General features: G+C 71.4%; 18 protein-coding genes. 13 read left to right on the top strand and 5 right to left on the bottom strand.

The annotated features are described in order from the left end of the window. Positions 1–82 precede the first annotated feature (82 nt). Positions 83–2,611 carry an FtsX-like permease family protein gene (locus JNX00_RS05425; RefSeq protein WP_070399048.1) on the top strand — a complete coding sequence of 843 codons (2,529 nt, stop codon included), beginning with the start codon at positions 83–85 and terminating at the stop codon, positions 2,609–2,611. A 4-nt stretch (positions 2,612–2,615) separates the two neighbouring features. Beyond that, positions 2,616–3,035: a group II truncated hemoglobin gene (locus JNX00_RS05430; protein WP_070399047.1), complete on the top strand. Its 420-nt coding sequence runs from the start codon at positions 2,616–2,618 to the stop codon at positions 3,033–3,035. 8 nt (positions 3,036–3,043) lie between these two features. Here JNX00_RS05430 and JNX00_RS05435 read toward each other — a convergent pair whose 3' ends face one another. The 3 genes from JNX00_RS05435 to radC form a co-directional block, all read right to left on the bottom strand. Further along, complete coding sequence (locus JNX00_RS05435; RefSeq protein WP_204744323.1) at positions 3,044–3,838, bottom strand: DUF3047 domain-containing protein; 795 nt, start codon at positions 3,836–3,838, stop codon at positions 3,044–3,046. Between the two features lie 85 nt (positions 3,839–3,923). Continuing rightward, positions 3,924–4,568, bottom strand: coding sequence for a Smr/MutS family protein (locus JNX00_RS05440; protein ID WP_204744324.1), 645 nt, complete (start codon positions 4,566–4,568; stop codon positions 3,924–3,926). A gap of 34 nt (positions 4,569–4,602) precedes the next feature. Beyond that, entirely contained in the window at positions 4,603–5,295 is a 693-nt protein-coding gene (radC, locus tag JNX00_RS05445) for a DNA repair protein RadC (protein WP_204744325.1), read from the bottom strand. A gap of 79 nt (positions 5,296–5,374) precedes the next feature. On the opposite strand from radC, the gene JNX00_RS05450 reads away from it, so the two are divergent. The 4 genes from JNX00_RS05450 to JNX00_RS22470 all read left to right on the top strand — a co-directional run bounded on the left by JNX00_RS05450 (position 5,375) and on the right by JNX00_RS22470 (position 10,223). Further along, a complete protein-coding gene (locus JNX00_RS05450; protein WP_204744326.1) occupies positions 5,375–5,821 on the top strand; it encodes an FKBP-type peptidyl-prolyl cis-trans isomerase in 447 nt (148 codons plus the stop codon). Further along, positions 5,821–6,774 (top strand): 4-hydroxy-3-methylbut-2-enyl diphosphate reductase, encoded by a 954-nt coding sequence (ispH, locus tag JNX00_RS05455; protein WP_070399043.1) that lies wholly within the window; start codon positions 5,821–5,823, stop codon positions 6,772–6,774. The genes JNX00_RS05450 and ispH overlap by 1 nt, the downstream gene beginning before the upstream one ends. 22 nt (positions 6,775–6,796) lie before the next feature. Beyond that, complete coding sequence (gene serS / locus JNX00_RS05460; protein WP_204744327.1) at positions 6,797–8,143, top strand: serine--tRNA ligase; 1,347 nt, start codon at positions 6,797–6,799, stop codon at positions 8,141–8,143. 94 nt (positions 8,144–8,237) lie between these two features. Beyond that, on the top strand, positions 8,238–10,223 hold the full coding sequence (locus JNX00_RS22470) for a methyl-accepting chemotaxis protein (RefSeq protein ID WP_204744328.1): 1,986 nt from the start codon (positions 8,238–8,240) through the stop codon (positions 10,221–10,223). A gap of 34 nt (positions 10,224–10,257) precedes the next feature. Here JNX00_RS22470 and JNX00_RS05470 read toward each other — a convergent pair whose 3' ends face one another. Next, positions 10,258–10,704: a MarR family transcriptional regulator gene (locus JNX00_RS05470; protein WP_116958268.1), complete on the bottom strand. Its 447-nt coding sequence runs from the start codon at positions 10,702–10,704 to the stop codon at positions 10,258–10,260. A 118-nt stretch (positions 10,705–10,822) separates the two neighbouring features. Here JNX00_RS05470 and JNX00_RS05475 point away from each other — a divergent pair, with 118 nt between their 5' ends. The 6 genes from JNX00_RS05475 (at position 10,823) to JNX00_RS05500 (ending at position 16,555) form a co-directional block, all read left to right on the top strand. Beyond that, a complete protein-coding gene (locus tag JNX00_RS05475; RefSeq protein WP_070399040.1) occupies positions 10,823–11,767 on the top strand; it encodes an amidohydrolase family protein in 945 nt (314 codons plus the stop codon). Between the two features lie 29 nt (positions 11,768–11,796). Further along, positions 11,797–12,783, top strand: coding sequence for a tripartite tricarboxylate transporter substrate binding protein (locus JNX00_RS05480; protein ID WP_070399039.1), 987 nt, complete (start codon positions 11,797–11,799; stop codon positions 12,781–12,783). 83 nt (positions 12,784–12,866) lie between these two features. After that, the gene (locus JNX00_RS05485) at positions 12,867–13,853 is read left to right on the top strand and encodes an HlyD family efflux transporter periplasmic adaptor subunit (RefSeq protein ID WP_204744329.1); all 987 of its coding nucleotides are present in this window, start codon (positions 12,867–12,869) and stop codon (positions 13,851–13,853) included. After that, positions 13,850–14,755, top strand: coding sequence for an ABC transporter ATP-binding protein (locus JNX00_RS05490; RefSeq protein ID WP_070399037.1), 906 nt, complete (start codon positions 13,850–13,852; stop codon positions 14,753–14,755). The genes JNX00_RS05485 and JNX00_RS05490 overlap by 4 nt, the downstream gene beginning before the upstream one ends. Continuing rightward, positions 14,752–15,885, top strand: a complete 1,134-nt coding sequence (locus JNX00_RS05495; RefSeq protein ID WP_204744330.1) for an ABC transporter permease — start codon at positions 14,752–14,754, stop codon at positions 15,883–15,885. Before JNX00_RS05490 ends, JNX00_RS05495 begins: the two co-directional genes overlap by 4 nt. A 67-nt stretch (positions 15,886–15,952) precedes the next feature. Further along, positions 15,953–16,555, top strand: coding sequence for a TetR/AcrR family transcriptional regulator (locus tag JNX00_RS05500; RefSeq protein ID WP_070399035.1), 603 nt, complete (start codon positions 15,953–15,955; stop codon positions 16,553–16,555). Here JNX00_RS05500 and JNX00_RS05505 read toward each other — a convergent pair. Then, on the bottom strand, positions 16,552–17,235 hold the full coding sequence (locus JNX00_RS05505; protein WP_204744331.1) for a TetR/AcrR family transcriptional regulator: 684 nt from the start codon (positions 17,233–17,235) through the stop codon (positions 16,552–16,554). The genes JNX00_RS05500 and JNX00_RS05505 overlap by 4 nt on opposite strands. A gap of 88 nt (positions 17,236–17,323) precedes the next feature. Here JNX00_RS05505 and JNX00_RS05510 point away from each other — a divergent pair, with 88 nt between their 5' ends. Beyond that, complete coding sequence (locus tag JNX00_RS05510; RefSeq protein WP_083293148.1) at positions 17,324–18,145, top strand: class II aldolase/adducin family protein; 822 nt, start codon at positions 17,324–17,326, stop codon at positions 18,143–18,145. Positions 18,146–18,175 lie beyond the last annotated feature (30 nt).

Consider the following 18,175-nt stretch of genomic DNA (forward strand, 5'->3'; position numbering starts at 1 on the left):
CCGTGGCATCCCCGGTTTCGGGGCTGGCCTGCCGGTGTCCGGATGACAGCTTTGTTATTCCGTTTGCGATAGGGTCGCGGCCATGAATCCCCAAGCCCCTTCCTTCTGGCGCATCGGCTGGACCTCGCTGCTGCGCGACTGGCGCGCGGGCGAGCTGCGCCTGCTGGTGGTCGCCGTGACGCTGGCGGTGGCCGCGCTCACCGCCGTGGGCTTCTTCGCCGACCGCCTGCAGGGCGGCCTGGCGCGCGACGCGCGCGCCCTCATCGGCGGCGACGCCGTGGTGGTGTCCGACCAGCCGGCCGATCCGGCCTTCGCGGCGCGCGCCGAGGCCCTGGGCCTGCGCCACACGCTGAGCCTGGGCTTTCCCACCATGGGCCGCGCGCCCGACGAGCAGGGCGGCGCCGCCCGGCTGGTGGCGCTCAAGTCGGTGGGCGAGGGCTACCCGCTGCGCGGCACGGTGCGCGTGTCCGAATCGCCGGACGCGCCCGACGTGGTCGCCCCCGGCATTCCCGCGCGTGGCACCGCCTGGGTGGACGCGGCGCTGCTGGTGCAGCTCGACCTGCGCGTGGGCCAGCCGCTGCTGCTGGGCGATGCGCGCTTCACCATCGAGCGGGTGCTCACGGTGGAACCCGACCGGGGCAGCGGCTTCATGAGCTTCGCGCCGCGCGTGATGATCCGCAACGACGACCTGCCCGCCACCGGCCTGGTGCAGCCCGCCAGCCGCGTGAGCTACCGACTCGCCGTGGCCGGGCCCGACGCCGCCGTGGCCGCGTTCAGCCGCTGGGCGAAGGAAGCGCTCGAACGCCCGGGCGTGCGCGGCGTGCGGCTGGAGTCGCTGGAGGGCGGCCGGCCCGAGATGCAGCGCACCCTGGGCCGGGCCGAGAAGTTCCTCAACCTCGTGGCCCTGCTGGCCGCGCTGCTGTGCGCCGTGGCCGTGGCCATCGCCGCGCGCGGCTTCGCCCAGCGCCACCTGGACGACTGCGCCATGCTGCGCGTGCTGGGCCTGTCGCAGGGCAACATGGCGCGCGCCTACACGGTGGAGTTCGCCGCCGTCGGCCTGCTGGCCAGCGCGCTGGGCGTGCTGCTGGGCTGGGCCGTGCACCACGTCTTCGTGTGGCTGCTGGCGGGCCTGGTGGAATCCAGCCTGCCACCGCCCGGCCCGGTGCCGGTGCTGCTGGGCCTGGGCATGGGCCTGACGCTGCTGCTGGCCTTCGGCCTGCCGCCGGTGCTGCAGCTGGCCAAGGTGCCGCCGCTGCGCGTGATCCGCCGTGACGTGGGCCAGCTCAAGCCGGCCACGCTGGGCGTGCTGGGCCTGGGCGTGCTCGGCTTCGCGGCCCTGTTGCTGGCGGCCAGCCGCGACCTGCTGCTCGGTGGCATCGCGGTGGGCGGCTTCGCGGCCGCCGTGCTGCTGTTCGCGGGCGCCAGCTTCCTCGCGGTGCGCGTGCTGCGGGCCAGCGTGAACGAGGCCACCGCGCCGCGCGCCCTGGTGATGGCCACGCGCCAGCTCTCGGCGCGCCCGGTCTATGCGGTGGTGCAGATCAGCGCGCTGGCCGTGGGCCTGCTGTCGCTGGTGCTGCTGGTGCTGCTGCGCACCGACCTCATTGACAGCTGGCGCCAAGCCACGCCGCCCGACGCGCCGAACCGCTTCGTCATCAACGTGCAGCCCGAGCAGGCCCAGGCCTTCCAGCAGGCGCTGCGCGGCGCGGGCGTGGACCGGTACGACTGGTTCCCCATGATTCGGGGCCGCCTGGTCAACATCAATGGCAAGGCCGTGCAGCCGGAGGACTTCGAGGCCGAGCGCGCGCAGCGCCTGGTCGAACGCGAGTTCAACCTCTCGCACACCGCCGAGCGGCCCGAGAACAACCCCATCGTGGCCGGCCGCTGGACGCCCGAGGAGGCCGACGGCCTGAGCGTGGAGGAGGGCCTGGCGGACGAGCTGGGCCTGAAGCTGGGCGACACCCTGGGTTTCGACATCGCCGGGCAGCTGGTGCAACGCCGCATCACCAGCCTGCGCCATGTGGACTGGGGCTCCATGCGGGTCAACTTCTTCGTGCTCTTTCCGGTGGCCGAGATGAACGACGTCCCGGTCACCTACATCAGCGCCTTTCGCGCGCCCGAGTCGCGCGGCTTCGACAACGCCCTGGTGCACGAATTCCCCAACATCACCAACGTCGACATGAGCCAGGCCATCGCCCAGGTGCAGCGCGTGCTGGGCCAGGTGATCGCGGCCATCGAGTTCCTCTTCGCCTTCACGCTCGCGGCCGGGCTGGTGGTGCTGCTGGCGGCCGTCACGGCCACGCGCGGCGAACGCGAACGCGAGTTCGCCATCCTGCGCGCGGTGGGCGCGGGCTCGGGCCTGCTGCGCCAGGTGCAGCGCATCGAGCTGCTGGGCGTGGGCTTGCTGGCCGGCTTCCTGGCCTCGGTGGTGGCGGTGGCCGTGGGCTGGGCGCTCGCGCGCTATGCCTTCGAGTTCACCTGGACGGCTTCGCTCTGGGTGCCGCTGGGCGGCGCGCTCGCCGGCGCGGTGCTGGCGCTGGCGGCGGGTTGGTGGGGGCTGCGCGCCATCCTGCGCACGCCGGTGGTCGAAACCCTGCGCCGCGCGGCGACCTGAAGACATGAGCGATCCACTCCTGCAACCCGAAGAACCGGCGAAATTCGCCACCCCGTTCGAATGGATCGGCGGCGAGGCGCGCGTGCGCGCCCTGGTCGACCGCTTCTACGACCTGATGGACCTGGAGCCCGGCTACCGCGCGTTGCGCGCCGCGCACGGCAGCACGCTGGACAGCGCGCGCGACAAGCTGTTCTGGTTCCTGTGCGGCTGGCTCGGCGGGCCGGACCACTACGTCTCGCGCTTCGGCCACCCGCGCCTGCGCATGCGCCACCTGCCGTTCGCCATCGGTATCCTGGAGCGCGACCAGTGGCTGGCCTGCATGGACCAGGCCATGGGCGAGACCGGGGTCGACGCCGAGCTGCGCGAGCGCCTGAAACGCAGCTTCTTCCAGACCGCCGACTGGATGCGCAACAGCCCGGGCTGAAACCGGCCTCAGCGCGTGGTGGGCGCGGCGTCGCGCAGCACCAGCGGGCCGTACCAGGCCTCGGCCATGGCGGCCAGGTTGTTGGCGTCGGTCATCAGGCCGAGGGCCGTGAGCGGGCCTGGCGGGCGCTCGAAGGCCGCGAGGTAGTCGGCCCGCACATCGCGCTCGTGCTCCACCCAGCGCCCCAGTTGCAGCGGCCCCTGCTGCACCACCAGTTTGCGGATGCGCCGCGTGTGCGGGTTCTCGATCACCGTGCCCACGGGGTAGCGGCTGTCCCACACGTACATGAGGGTGGCGTAGGGCAGGGGCTCGCCGGTCATCAGCTGCGCCAGCTCCGAGAGCATGTGGTCGCGCCGGCTCCAGGTCTGGCGGTCGCCGTCGAAGCTGAGCATCACGCGGGCGACGGCATCATCGGCCTGCGGGTCTTTCATGTCGGCCTGCTCCAGCAGCGCGTCGGCCCACCACGAGAACCGCAGCCGCGCGCCCGGTGGCAAGTCCGCCGCCTTCAGGGGCAGGCGCATGAGGCTGTTGCCCGCGGCGCTGCGCGCGTGCACGGCCGGGCGGCCACCGTGCTCAGTGGCGCGGTAGTCGGTGGGGCGGCGGTTGCCGTAGCGGCGGTGCGTCCAGGGGCCGGCGGGCGCCAGGCCGTCGAACGAGCAGGCGCGGGCCCAGGCCGATCCGTCGACGCCCCCGTCGTCGGGTCCGGGCGAGGGCCCTGGCGCGGCGCAGCCCGCGAGGGCGGCGCCGGTGGCCAGCAGCCAGTGGCGGCGATCGGGGCGCGAGGGGTGGGAGGAAACCGGCATGGCGCGGATCATGCCGTGCGCCGGTGACAGCGGTCTCGTCCGGGCCGGCCGGCGGCGCCACGCGGGGCGGCGGGCGTGCAGGGCGTCACGCCGGGCGCAGCAGCACCACCAGGGCGCCCGCGCCGCCGTCGGCCGGGCGGGCCTGCACGAAGGCCAGCACTTCCTTCTTCTGCACCAGCCAGCGCAGCACCCGGCCCTTGAGCACCGGCGCGCGGCCTGGCGAGCCCAGGCCCTTGCCGTGCACCACGCGCACGCAGCGCAGGCCCTGCTGGTGGCTCTCGCGCACGAAGCGGCCGAGGGCGTCGCGCGCCTCGTCGGTGCGCAGGCCGTGCAGGTCGATCTCGCGCTGGATCGCCCAGCGGCCCTCGCGCAGCTTGCGCGCCACGTCCAGCCCCAGGCCGGGGCGGCGGTAGCTCAGCAGTTCGTCGGTGTGCAGCAGGGTTTCGACGTCGAACTCGTCGGACAGGGCCTCACGCATCACAGCGGCCTCGTCGCGCTCGCGCTGCAGGGGCCGGGGCTCGGGCGGGCGGCGGGCGGGCTCGGCGCGGCCGTGCGCGGGCAGGCGTTCCACGGGGCCCACGGCGAGTTCGAACAGGCGGCGCTCGCGCTCGCGCCGCGCGGCGGCCAGGCGCTCGGCTTCGCGCTCGGCGGCCTCGCGCGCGCGGCGCTCGGCCAGCGCGTGGCGGATGGACTGGAGCTCGCTGAGGGCGTTCACCTTCATGGCCCGCATTGTCGGGCCGGGCCGCGCACGCGTGGCGCGGGGCTCAGAGAAGCCCGAGCTGGGCCAGGGAGGCGGCGCGCTCGCGCGTGACCACGATGTGGTCGAGCACCCGCACGCCCACCAGGGCCAGCGCGTCGCACAGGCTGCGGGTGAGCGCCACGTCGGCCGCCGAGGGCTCGGCCACGCCGCTGGGGTGGTTGTGGGCCAGCACCACGGCGGCGGCCTGGTGGTGCAGGGCGCGCAGCACCACCTCGCGCGGGAACACGCTGGCCTGGTTGAGCGTGCCGCGAAACAGCTCCTCGAAGGCGATCAGGCGGTGCTGGCTGTCGAGCAGCAGCACGGCGAAGACCTCGTGCGGGCGGTCGCCGAGCTGCAGGCGAAGGAAATCGCCGGCCGCCGCCGGGTCGTTGAGCAGGTCGCGGGTTTTCAGCGGCTGGGCCAGGGCGCGGCGCGCGATCTCCATCACGGCCGCGATGAGCGCGCGCTTGGACGGCCCCAGCCCCTTGATCCGGCCGAGCGCCGCGGCGTCGGTGGCCACCAGGCCCGCGATGCCGCCGCAGGTGTCCAGCAGCTCCTGGGCGAGCTGCAGCACGTGCTTGCCGGCCAGGCCGGTGCGCAACAGCACGGCCAGCAGCTCGGTGTCGCTGAGGGCGTTCGCGCCGCGCGCGAGCAGTTTTTCGCGCGGTCGCGCGTCGCTGGGCAGGGCCTTGAGCCCGACCCCCGGATGGACTTGCATGCCTTGGCTCCCTGGGTGGCCGGCGCTTTTTACAATACGCGTTTCACCCCATCCCCCCGGGTGCATCGCCACCCCCGCCATGTCCCACGTCCAGCCCGGCTCCTTCCTGACCCTGCACTACCGCATGAGCGATGCGGGCGGCCAGGTCATCATCGATACCTTCCATGGCCAGCCCGCCACGCTGAGCCTGGGCCAGGGCGAGCTGTCGCCGGCCATCGAACAGCGCCTCATCGGCCTGGAGGAGGGCACGCGCACCGTCATCGACCTGGCGCCTGGCGAGGCCTTTGGCGAGCGCCAGCCCGAGATGCAGCAGTGGGTGGCGCGCAAGCTGCTCGACCAGCTGGGCGATCCGCTGGAGTGCTACGCCGTGGGCGACGTGGTGCAGTTCCCCACGCCCGACGGCACCGGCACCTATGCCGGGGCCGTGCGCGAGGTGCGCGAGGACGGCGCGGTGCTGTTCGATTTCAACCACCCGCTCGCCGGCCAGCCCGTGCGCTTCGAGGTGCAACTGATCGGGGTGCTGTGATGGCGTCGCTGCAAGACATCGTTTTGGCCGAGCCGCGGGGCTTCTGCGCCGGGGTCGACCGCGCGATCGAGATCGTCGAGCGCGCGCTGGCCAAGTTTGGCGCACCCATCTACGTGCGCCACGAGATCGTGCACAACACCTACGTCGTCAACGACCTCAAGTCCAAGGGCGCGATCTTCATCGAGGACCTGGCCGACGTGCCGCCGGGCGCCACCCTGGTGTTTTCGGCCCATGGCGTGAGCAAGGCGGTGCAGAACGAGGCCGCGCAGCGCGGGTTCCAGGTCTTCGACGCCACCTGCCCGCTCGTGACCAAGGTGCACGTGGAAGTGGCCAAGCTGCACCGCGAGGGCTACGAGTTCATCATGATCGGCCACAAGGGGCACCCCGAGGTGGAAGGCACCATGGGCCAGCTCGACAGCGGCATCCACCTGGTGGAGGACGTGGCCGACGTGGCGCGCCTGAGCCCGGCGCTGGGCGACAAGCTCGCGGTGGTGACGCAGACCACGCTGTCGGTGGACGACGCGGCCGAGATCCTGGCCGCCGTGAAGGCGCGCTTTCCCCAGGTGCGCGAGCCCAAGCAGCAGGACATCTGCTACGCCACGCAGAACCGGCAGGACGCGGTGAAGCTGCTCAGCGCCCAGGTCGACGTGGTCATCGTGGTGGGCAGCCCCACCAGTTCCAACAGCAACCGCCTGCGCGAGGTCGCGCTCAAGCGCGGCACGCCGGCCCACATGGTGGACAGCGCCGACGAGTTGCGCCCCGAGTGGTTCGAGGGCCGCGCGCGCGTGGGCCTCACGGCCGGCGCCTCGGCGCCCGAGATCCTGGTGCGCCAGGTGGTCGACCGCATCAAGGCCTTCGGCGCCATATCCGTGCGCTCCATGGACGGCCTGTCGGAGACCGTCAAGTTCCCGCTGCCCAAAGGCCTCAAGCTCGGCGGCACCAGCGCCCCCTGATTCCATCCACCGCCCCTTTTCCATGCTCGACATCGTTCAACTGCGCAAGGACCTGCCCGCCACCGTGGCCCGGCTCGAGACGCGCAAGCAGCCCCAGCCCTACCTCGACGTCGCGGCCTACCAGGCCCTCGAAGGCGAGCGCAAGACCTTGCAGACCCGCACCGAGGAGTTGCAGGCCCAGCGCAACAGCGTGTCCAAACAGATCGGCATGCTCAAGGGCAAGGGCCAGCACGCCGAGGCCGAGGCGGCCATGGCCCAGGTCGGCGCCATCAAGGCCGAGCTGGAGGCCGGCGCCGCGCGGCTGGACGTGATCCAGGCCGAGCTGCAGGCCCTGCTGATGGCCGTGCCCAACCTGCCGCACGAGAGCGTGCCGGTGGGCGGCGACGAGTCGGGCAACGTGGAGGTGCGCCGCTGGAGCCCTGGCGGCAAGGGGCCGCGCGCCTTTGACTTCCCGGTGCGCGACCACGTCGACCTGGGCGCGCCGCTGGGGCTGGACTTCGAGACCGGCGCCCTGCTCTCGGGCTCGCGCTTCAGCTTCCTGCGCGGCCCGATCGCGCGCCTGCACCGCGCGCTCGCCCAGTTCATGCTGGACGTGCAGACCCTGGAGCACGGCTACACCGAGTGCTACACGCCCTACATCGTCAACCGCGAGGCACTGGAGGGCACGGGCCAACTGCCCAAGTTCAAGGACGACATGTTCTGGGTCTACCGGGGGAGGGGCCCCGGTGATGCCGCAGCGGGTGGGGGCGATGAAGCCGCGGCCGAGCAGTACCTCATCTCCACCTCGGAGATTTCCCTCACCAACACCGTGCGCGAGCGCGTGCTGGCCGAGTCGGATCTGCCCATCAAGCTGACCGCGCACAGCCCCTGCTTCCGTTCGGAGGCCGGCAGCGCGGGCCGCGACACGCGCGGCATGATCCGCCAGCACCAGTTCGACAAGGTCGAGATGGTGCAGATCACCCACCCCGACCAGAGCTACGCGGCGCTGGAGCAGATGGTGGGCCACGCGGAGGCCATCCTGCAGAAGCTGGAGCTGCCCTACCGTGTGGTCGCGCTGTGCACGGGTGACATGGGCTTTGGCGCCGCCAAGACCTACGACCTGGAGGTCTGGGTGCCGGCGCAGGACACCTACCGCGAGATCTCGAGCTGCTCCAACTGCGAGGCCTTCCAGGCGCGGCGCATGCAGGCGCGCTTCAAGACCGCGCAGGGCAAGAACGAGCTGGTGCACACGCTCAACGGCTCTGGCCTGGCGGTGGGCCGCGCGCTGGTGGCGGTGCTGGAGAACCACCAGAACGCCGACGGCAGCATCACCGTGCCGGCCGCGCTGCGACCCTACCTCGGCGGGCTGGAGCGGCTGGCGGCGGAATAAGCGCCGCTTCGCCGCGCTGTTCCCGGCTTCACGGGGCGGCGGACGTGGGAGATTCCCTGGCGGTCATGTCGGCCGACGAAAGGAATCGCGCGTGTTGTCTTCCCAGTCCCCTTCCCCGGGCCCCTGGCTCGCTTCCCTGAGCCTGCGCACCAAGCTGCTGCTGATGGTGGTGGGCGTCGTGCTGGCCGGTTTCGCGGCCACGGTGGTATCGCTGACGCGCCAGGCGGGCCAGCTGCAGGAGAAGACGGCGCTCATGTACGCCGAGGAACTTGCGACGCGCAACGCGGCGCAGATCGGCGCCGAGCTCAACGCCACCATGACGGCCGCGCGCACCCTGGCGCAGTCGCTGGCTGGCTTGAAGGCGAGCGGTCGCGCCGATCGCGCGCAGGCCGACGCCTTGCTCAAGAGCGTGCTGGAGGGATCGCCGCAGTTCCTGGGCGTGTGGACCGCGTGGGAGCCCGACGCCTTCGATGGCCGCGACGCGGAGTTCGCGGGCAAGCCCGGGCACGACGCCTCGGGTCGCTACATCCCTTACTGGAACCGCGGCAGCGGCGTGGCGTCGGTGGAGGTCCTGGTGGACTACGACAAGCCCGGCGCCGGTGACTACTACCAGCTGCCCAAGCGCAGCGGCCAGGAGACGCTGATCGAGCCGTACAAGTACACCGTGGCGGGCAAGGAGGTGCTGATCACCACCACGTCCGTGCCCATCGTGATGGGCGGCCGCCTGGTCGGCGTGGCGGGCATCGATGTGGCGCTGTCCAGCCTGCAGGACAAGGTCGGCGCGATCCGCGTCTACGACACCGGCTACGCCAGCCTGCTGTCCGCGGGCGGCCTGTTCGTGGGCGACCGGGATCCCGCCAACGTGGGGCGCGAGCTGACGGCGGCCGACGAGCGCGAGCCGCTGAACGCCTCCCTGCGCGATGGCCGGGTGGTGCGGGTCAACCACGAAGACCCGCGCCTGGACACCGAGGTCACGCGCATCTACGTGCCGGTGCAAGTGGGCAAGGACCGCTCGCTCTGGGCCTTTGCCGCCACCGTGCCGCAGGACCGCATCCTGGCCGAGGTGAACGCCTTGCGCGTCACCGCCGGGACGCTGGGCGCCGTCTCGGTCGCGCTGGTCTCGCTGGGCCTGCTCTGGGCCCTGCAGCGGCTGGTGCTGCGCCCGCTCGGCGGTGAGCCGGCCGAGGCCGTGGCGGTCAGCGAGCGCGTGGCGCGCGGCGACCTGGGCCAGCCCGTGCCCGTGCGCCCGGGCGATCAGCACAGCCTGATGGCCCAGCTGGCGCGCATGCAGCGCGACCTCGCGGGCGTGGTGGCGCGCGTGCGCCAGGGCGCCGAGGCGGTGGCCACGGCCAGCTCGGAGATTTCGCAGGGCAATCAGGACCTCTCGGGCCGCACGGAAGGCCAGGCCAGCGCGCTGGAAGAGACGGCCGCGTCCATGGAACAGCTGGGCACGGCGGTCGGCCAGAACGCGGGGCACGCGCGCGAGGCCGATCAGCTCGCGCGCTCGGCCAGCGAGCTGGCCGAGCAGGGCGGCGCGGCCGTGCAGCGGGTGGTGGACACCATGGGCGACATCAACGCCGGCTCGCGCAAGATCGCCGACATCATCGGCGTCATCGACGGCATCGCCTTCCAGACCAACATCCTGGCGCTGAACGCTGCCGTGGAAGCGGCGCGCGCGGGCGAGCAGGGCCGCGGCTTCGCGGTGGTGGCCAGCGAGGTGCGCCACCTGGCCACGCGCTCGGCCCAGGCCGCGCACGAAATCAAGGCCCTGATCGGCAGCAGCGTGGACAGCGTGGACCAGGGCACCGTGCTCGTGAACGAGGCCGGCCAGACGATGCGCGAGGTGATCGCTTCCATCCAGAAGGTGTCGCGGCTCATGTCCGACATCAGCACCGCCAGCGGCGAACAGAGCGCTGGCGTGGGCCAGGTGGGCGAGGCGGTGGTGCAGCTGGACCAGACCACGCAGCAGAACGCCGCCTTGGTGGAACAGATGGCCGCGGCCGCCAACAGCCTGCGCCAGCAGGCGGACGAACTGGTGTCGACGGTGTCGGTGTTCCGCCTGGGGGCCGTCGAGGCCTGAGCCCGCCCGGGCGCCGGCGCGCGCCCGCGGCTTCCTACTCCCCGACCTTGCCCAGCAGGCGGATCAGCTCCGCCACGTCGCTGTCCGACAGGCCGCTGCGCAGGTGGTTCTCGTGCTCGCGCACCACGCGCGCGGCGCGCGTCCAGAAGCGCCGCCCCTCGGGCGTGAGCTTGAGGTGCACGCTGCGGCGGTCGTGCTCGTGGCGGCAGCGCTCCACCAGGCCGCGCTCGGCCAGCTTGTCCACCAGCGGCACCATGGACGGGTTGGTCAGTCCCACCGCCTTGGCCAGCCGCCCCTGCGACAACTCCGCATTGCAGCTCAGCAGCTCCAGCACGCCGTACATGGCCGTGGTGAGCTGCAGCTTGGCCAGCGCCTGGTCGATGCGCTTGAGCGAGCGGTTGTGCGCCCGGCGCAGGTGGTAGCCCAGGTAGGCGTCGAGGTTGCCCAGGGCGGGCGAGGGGGTGTCGGGGGGAGCGGCCATGCGGGGCGGCAGGATAGCACGCGCCCCCTGTTGATTCGACGTCTATTAGTTTGACATCAAATTATTCGACGTCTACCATTCGACTCCCGTCACGGACCACCAAGAGACAGGAGACCGCATGTTCGTCGTCGACAACCACATCCACCTGGGCCAGCCCGGCGTGCACGTGTCCGAGCACGTGTACAAGCAGCTGCGCAAGAACTGGAGCGAGCGGGGCTTCCGCTACCACAGCACCGAGGTGAAGTCCGAGCGGCGCGACGGCGAGATGCTGGTGCACGTGATGGACGAGGTCGGCATCGACGTCTGCTGCGTGCTCGCGGGCAACTGGAACCGCGTGCTCAAGCCCGAGCACCGCCCCTACGACGTGCCCAATGACTTCGTGGCCAAGCAGGTGGCGGCGTCCAACGGCCGCCTCATCGGCATCTGCAGCGCCGACCCCATCGTCGACCCCTGGGGCGCGGCCGACGAGCTGGAGCGCTGCGTGCGCGACCTCGACTTCCGCGGCATCAAGCTCTACCCCACCTACGCGCATTTCGATCCGCGCGACAAGGCCTGCGACCCGCTGTACGAAGCGGCCACGGCGCTGGGCGTGCCGGTGCATTTCCACATGGGCTTCACGCCCGTGTGCGGCGCCGACATGAAACTGCAGCAGCCCTGGCTGCTCGACGAGGTCGGCCAGCGCTTCCCCGACATGAAGGTGGTGATCTGCCACCTGGGCTACCCCTACGCGGCCGAGGCCATGGGCGTGGTCGCGCGCAACCCCAACTTCCACGCCGACCTCAGCGCGCTGGGCTTCTACCACCCGCGCACCGTCTACCAGCTGATCCACGACTTCGGCTGCGTGAATCCCTGGGAGCGGCTGCTCTACGGCTCGGAGAACCCCTTCATGTGGACTTTCCACAAGACCGTGCAGGGCATCAACGAACACGCCAAGGCGCTGGGCATGCCGGAGATTCCGGACCACGCCATCGAACTCATCATGGGCGGCAATGCCACCCGCCTGTACCGCATCGACCAGGCCCGGCAGGGCCGCGGCGCGCGCGCCGACAAGGCCGCTGCCTGATTCCCATCCCCCTCACCGGAGACAAGCCCATGACGTTCCATCGCCGCACTTTGCTGGCCGCCGCCGCGGCCTCGGCCCTGAGTCCCATCGCCCCCCTGGCCTTCGCGCAGGCCAGCTACCCCGCGCGCCGCGTGTCGCTGGTGGTGCCCTTCCCCGCGGGCGGGCCCGCCGACATGGTGGCGCGCGTCATGCAGCCCCTGGTGCAGAAGGCGCTGGGCGAGGTGGTGATCGTCGAGAACTTCGCCGGCGTGGGCGGCGCGCTCGGCGTGGGCAAGGTGCTGTCGGCGCCGCCCGACGGCCACTCGGTGCTGCTGGCCACGGTGGCCGAGCCCATCCTGCCGCCCCTGACCATGCCCAACGTGCGCCACAAGCCCGAGGACCTGGTCCTGGTGTCGCAGCTGTCGTACACCAACATTGCGCTGGTGGTGCGGCCCAGCCTGAACATCCGCTCGGTGCAACAGCTGCTGGAGCACATGAAGAACCCGTCGGCCAAGGCGCTGAGCTACGCCACGCCGGGCAGCGGCACGCTCTACCACCTCATGGGCGAGCACTTCAAGTCGCTCACGGGCGGACAGCTGCTGCACGTGCCCTACAAGGGGCTGGCGCCGGCGCTCAATGACCTGCTCGGCGGACAGGTCGACATCGCCTTCCTGCCCATGGCCGGCAGCACGGCCAAGCTGATCGAGCAGGGCTCGCTGCGCCTGATCGCCAACGCCGCGGCCGAGCCGGTGGCCGGCGTGCCGCGCCTGGGCGACGGGGATGGCCTGAAGGACTTCGTCTACACCGTGTGGACCGGTGTCTTCCTGCCGCGCCAGGTGCCGGCCGAGGTGGTGGCCACGCTGCACCGCGCGGTCGACACCGCCCTGCAGGGACCTGAATTCGAGAACTACACACGCGAGGCGGGCGGCGTGGCGCTCAAGCGCGCCATGCCCCTGGCCCAGGCGCAGAAGTTCTACAGCGCCGAGGCCCAGCGCCTCACGCGCATCTTCCAGGCGGTCAAGCTCAAGGTGGATTGAGGCGGTCGCCGGCAGCGCGCCGGCTTGATCCAGGTCATGGCCAGCCGGGGGACACCGGCGGCCATTTCCTCTAAGCTGGCGCCATGTTCTGCCGTGCCAGCGCACCCCCCGTCGCCCGCGGACTTTGCGCCGCCGCCGCGCTGGCGCTCGCGGCCTGTTCGCCCGAGCCGCCCGCCACCTGGTCCGGCTATGCGGTGGGGGATTTCGTCTACGTGGCCGCGCCGCTGGCGGGCACCCTCGAGTCCCTCGAGGTGCGCGCCAGCGACACCGTGGCGCGCGGGGCGCCGCTGTTCGAGCTGGATTCGGCCAGCGAAACCGCGGCCCGGGACGAGGCCGCCGCGCGGCTGCAGGCCGCCCAGGCGCAACAGGCCAATCTGGAGAAGGGGCGCCGCGCCGACGAGCAGGCGGTGATCCGGGCGCAGCTGGCGCAGGCCCAGGTGGCGCTCGCGCTGGCCCAGCGCGAGGTCGAGCGCCAGCAGCGCCTACTGGCGCAGGGCTTCGTGTCGCTGGCCCAGGTCGACGACGCCAGCACGCGGCAGCGCGCGGCGGCCGCGCGGGTCGACGAGTTGTCGGCCGCGCTGCGGGTCGCCCAGCTGCCCGCGCGCGGCGACGAGCAGCAAGCCAGCCGCGCCAACGTGGCGGCGGCGGGCGGTGCCCTGCGCCTGCTCGAGCGCCAGCTGGAGAAGACGCGGCGGTTCGCGCCGGCGGCCGGCGTGGTGAACGACGTCTTCTTTCGCCCCGGCGAGTTCGTGCCGGCCGGCCAGCCGGTGCTGGCGCTGCTGCCGCCGGGGAACATCAAGCTGCGCTTCTTCGTGCCCGAGGCGGAGCTGTCCGGTATCCGCCTCGGCCAGTCCCTGGCGGCGCGCTGCGACGGCTGTGACGCGCCGCTGCAGGTCCGTGTCTCGCACATCGCCGCGCAGGCGGAGTACACGCCGCCGGTGATCTATTCAAACGCGCAGCGCGCGCGGCTGGTGTTCATGGTCGAGGCCCGGCCCGAGTCCGCCGACGCGGTGCGCCTGCACCCGGGGCAGCCGGTCGACGTCGAGCGCCCCGCCGCGGGCACGCCATGAGCGCGCTGGCCATCGACGTCAGTGGCCTGACCAAGGCCTACGGCGGACGCAAGGTGGTCGATGGCGTGCAGCTGCAGCTGGCCGCCGGGCGCATCTGCGGTTTCCTCGGCCCCAACGGCAGCGGCAAGACCACGACGATCCGCCTGCTGTGCGGCCTGCTGCGCCCGGACGCGGGCAGCGGCACCTGCCTGGGCCTGGACCTGCGCGAGCAGGCGGCGCGCATCAAACGCCAGGTGGGCTACATGCCACAGCGCTTCGGGTTGTACGAGGACCTGTCGATCCGCGAGAACCTGGACTTCGTCGCGCGCCTGTACGAACTGCCGCGGCGGCGCGAGGTGGTGGCGCGCACGCTGGAACGGCTGGGACTGGCCGCGCGCCAGGGGCAACTGGCCGGCGCCTTGTCCGGCGGCTGGAAGCAGCGCCTGTCGCTCGCCGCCTGCCTGATCCACGAGCCGCGCCTGCTGCTGCTCGACGAGCCGACGGCTGGCGTCGACCCCAAGGCGCGGCGCGAGTTCTGGGACCAGATCCACGACCTGGCGGACCAGGGCATCACCGTGCTCGTGTCCACGCACTACATGGACGAGGCCGAGCGCTGCCACGAGCTGGTCTACATCGTCGACGGCCGCGTGTTGGCGCGCGGCAGCGAGCGGCAGATTCTGGACGCGGCCGGGCTGGTGGTGTGGTCGCTGAAGGGGGAGGGGGTGGGCGCGCTCGCCGCGCCGCTGCGCGCCTGGCCCGGCGTGCTCGGCGTGGCCGCGTTCGGCAATGCCTTGCACCTGAGCGCGCGCGACGCGGCACCCGTGGAGCCCCGCCTGCGGGCGCTCGAGCAGCAGGGCTTCGGCGTGCAGCGCATCGAGGCCAGCCTGGAGGACGTGTTCATCAACCTGATGGGGCGCGCATGAACGGCCTTTCCTGGGCGCGCACGCTGGCCGTGTTCGTCAAGGAGTTCCAGCAGATGCTGCGCGACCGCCTGACCTTCGCCATGGCGGTCGGCGTTCCGGTGCTGCAGCTGGTGCTGTTCGGCTACGCCATCAACACCGACCCCAAGGGCCTGCCCACCGCCCTGGTGAACGCCGACCGGGGCGCGCTGGCCCAACCCATCGTGAGCGCGATCGAGAACACGGGCTACTTCCGCATCACCCACCAGCCGGCCGGCGAGGCCGAGGCCGAGCGCCTGATCGCCCTGGGCGAGGTGCAGTTCGTGGTGGCGATCCCGGCCGACTTCTCGCGCCGGCTGCTGCGCGGCGAGACGCCCGCGCTGCTGGTCTCGGTGGACGCCACCGACCCGTCGGCGGCGGCCAACGCCATCGCGGCGCTGTCGCAGCTGGTGCCGCGGGCGCTGGAGCACGACCTCGTGGGCCCCTTGCGCGGCCTGCAGGCGGCCGCGCCGCCGTTCGATCTGCGCGTGCACCGCCGCTACAACCCGGAGGGGCTGTCGCGCTACAACATCGTGCCGGGCCTGATCGGCACCATCCTGACCATGACCATGGTGATGCTGACCTCCCTGGCCATGACCCGCGAGCGCGAGCGCGGCACCATGGAGAGCCTGCTGGCCACGCCGGTGCGGCCGGCGGAGGTGATGCTGGGCAAGATCCTGCCCTACGTGCTGATCGGCTACCTGCAGCTCGGCGTGATCCTGGGCGCGGCCTTCGTGCTGTTCGAGGTGCCGATGGTGGGCAGCGTCTGGCTGCTGCTGGCCATGATCGGGGTGTTCATCGTGGCCAACCTCGGCGTGGGCTTCACGTTCTCGACCATCGCCCGCAACCAGCTGCAGGCGGTGCAGATGACCTTCTTCTTCTTCCTGCCCTCGATGCTGCTGTCGGGCTTCATGTTCCCGTTCCGGGGCATGCCGGCCTGGGCGCAGGCCATCGGCGAGGTGCTGCCGCTGACGCACTTCCTGCGCATCGTGCGCGGTATCCTGCTCAAGGGCAGCACGCTGGCCGACGTGTTGCCCGAGCTGTGGCCCATGCTGGCCTTTCTGCTGGTGGCGGCCGTGGTCGCGCTCGCGCGCTACCGGCAGACCCTCGATTGAGGGCCCCACCGGCGGACCGGCCTCAAGGCGTGTTTTTCCCCAACCCATCCCACCGACGACTGCCTCTATGTCCAGCACCAAACCGGCCCGATCGCCCCGATCCGACAACCGACTGCCGGAGCTGCTGGATGCCGCGGCGCGCCTCTTTGCCCGCCGCGGATACGCCGCGACGTCCATGCGGGACATCGCCGTCGAAATCAAGATGCTGCCGGGCTCGCTCTACTACCACTTCCCTTCCAAGGAAGACCTGCTGCTCGCGGTGTACCAGGCCGGCGTGATCGAACTGGAAAAGGCGGCCACCGAAGCCGTGGCGAAGGAGACCGATCCCTGGGACCGCCTGGAGGCGATGTGCAAGGCGCACCTGGAGACCGTCTTGCGCGACAGCGACTACGCCCAGGTCCTGATCCGTGTGTTGCCCGATGACATTCCGCAGGCCGCGGACCGCTTGCGGGAGCTGCGGGACAGCTACGAGCAGGTCTTTCGCCAGGTTGTGGCGCAGCTGCCCCTGCCGGCGGGGACCGACCGGCGCGCCCTGCGCCTGATGCTCATGGGCGCGCTGAACTGGGCGACCCTGTGGTTCAACCCGGACGGCCGCGATTCACCGCGCGTGCTGGCGCGCAAGTTCGTGGGCCTGGTGAGGGAGGCGCAAGGCAGCCGGGCCCCCGCCTAGGAGGAGCGGGTGCCCGCGCGAGCGGCGGGCGCCTTCGTGTCCTGGCCCTTTTTCGGTGGTTTCGCCGGCTTCTTGGCCCGGACTGCGTCGAGCTTGACGTTCTCGCTCAGCACGCCGTGCATGGCGAGGTCGAGGTACTCGCGCACGAACTTCGGCGTCAGGGTCTGGTGGCCCACGAGCAGGCGGTAGTACAGCGGCGCGTAGAGCACGTCCAGGATGACCTCGGGGTCGGCGTTGCGCACGGTGCCATCGGCGATGCTGGACTTGACGATGCGAACACCTTCCTCGCGCCGGGCCCGGATATAGCCTTCGCGAAACGCCTCGGCCAGCGCCGGGTCGGACTGCCCTTCCGCGATCAGCGCGGCCATCATGCGCCCCAGGGGGCCTCGGAACTGCTCGCTCATGTTGAGCAGCCGGTCGATCACCACGTCCAGCGACAGCCGATCGGGATAGGGGATCGCCACCAGCGACTCGCGCCGGAAGGCCGACATGATGATCGCGGCGCGGTTGGGCCACCACTTGTAGATGGTGGCCTTGCTCACCTTCGACCGGGCCGCGATGGCATCGACCGTCGTGGCCTGCAGGCCGTGCTCCGACAGCAGGGCATAGGCGGCATCCAGCACCGCCTCTTCGGCCTCCTTGCTGCGCGTGCGCCCGCGCGGTCTCTTGCTTTCAACCACTGAATTGTCGGAAGGCGTTCGAGTAGACATGGTGTCGCGATGTTAATATACTGAACGTTCAGTTTATAAAAAGGAGACGCTCCCCATCATGCAGCAATCCGCCGAACAGGCCGCGCAGGCCGGCCAGACCAGCTTTCGCAGCTTCGAACTCGACGCGAACCGGCGGCCCGACCCCGTGGGCATCACCGCCGAAGAGTGGGCGGTGCGCGTGGACCTCGCCGCAGCCTACCGCCTGTGCGCAATGCACGGCTGGGACGACCTCATCTACACCCACATCTCGGCGCGTGTGCCGGGCACGTCGGGGCACTTCCTCGTCAACCCGCTGGGGCTGGCCTTCGACGAGATCACGGCCTCCTCGCTGGTGAAGATCGACTACGACGGCAATGTCATCGGCGACACGCCTTATCGCCCCAACGCCGCCGGCTTCGTCATTCATGGGGGTGTCCACCAGGCGCGCGAAGACATGGGCAGCGTCATGCACCTGCACACCATTCACGGCATGGCCCTGTCCATGCTGCCCGACGGCCTGCAGCCGCTGAGTCAGCACGCGCTGCGCTTCTACGGGCGCATCGGCTACCACGACTACGAAGGCATCGCCCTGTCGACGGGGGAGCGCGAGCGCATCGTCGCGGCGCTGGGCCAGCACCGCGCGCTGGTGCTGCGCAACCACGGCACCCTGACCGTGGGCAAGACGGTGGGGGGCGCCTTCGTCGAGATGTACTACCTCGAGAAAGCGGCGCAGGCCCAGATCACGGCCCAGTCGACCGGCCAGCGCCTGCTGGTGCCCGAGCCACAGGTGTGCGCGCTGACCGACCAGCAATGGCAGGAGGACTTCAGCAGCGACGCCAACCGCGAATGGCCGGCCCTGCTGCGCAAGCTCGACCGCCTTGACCCGTCCTACAAGAACTGATCCCGATTCAACCGACAACCAGGAGACACA

Source organism: Hydrogenophaga sp. YM1, assembly GCF_016903055.1.
In the GTDB taxonomy this organism is placed as follows: Bacteria; Pseudomonadota; Gammaproteobacteria; order Burkholderiales; family Burkholderiaceae_C; genus Hydrogenophaga; species Hydrogenophaga borbori.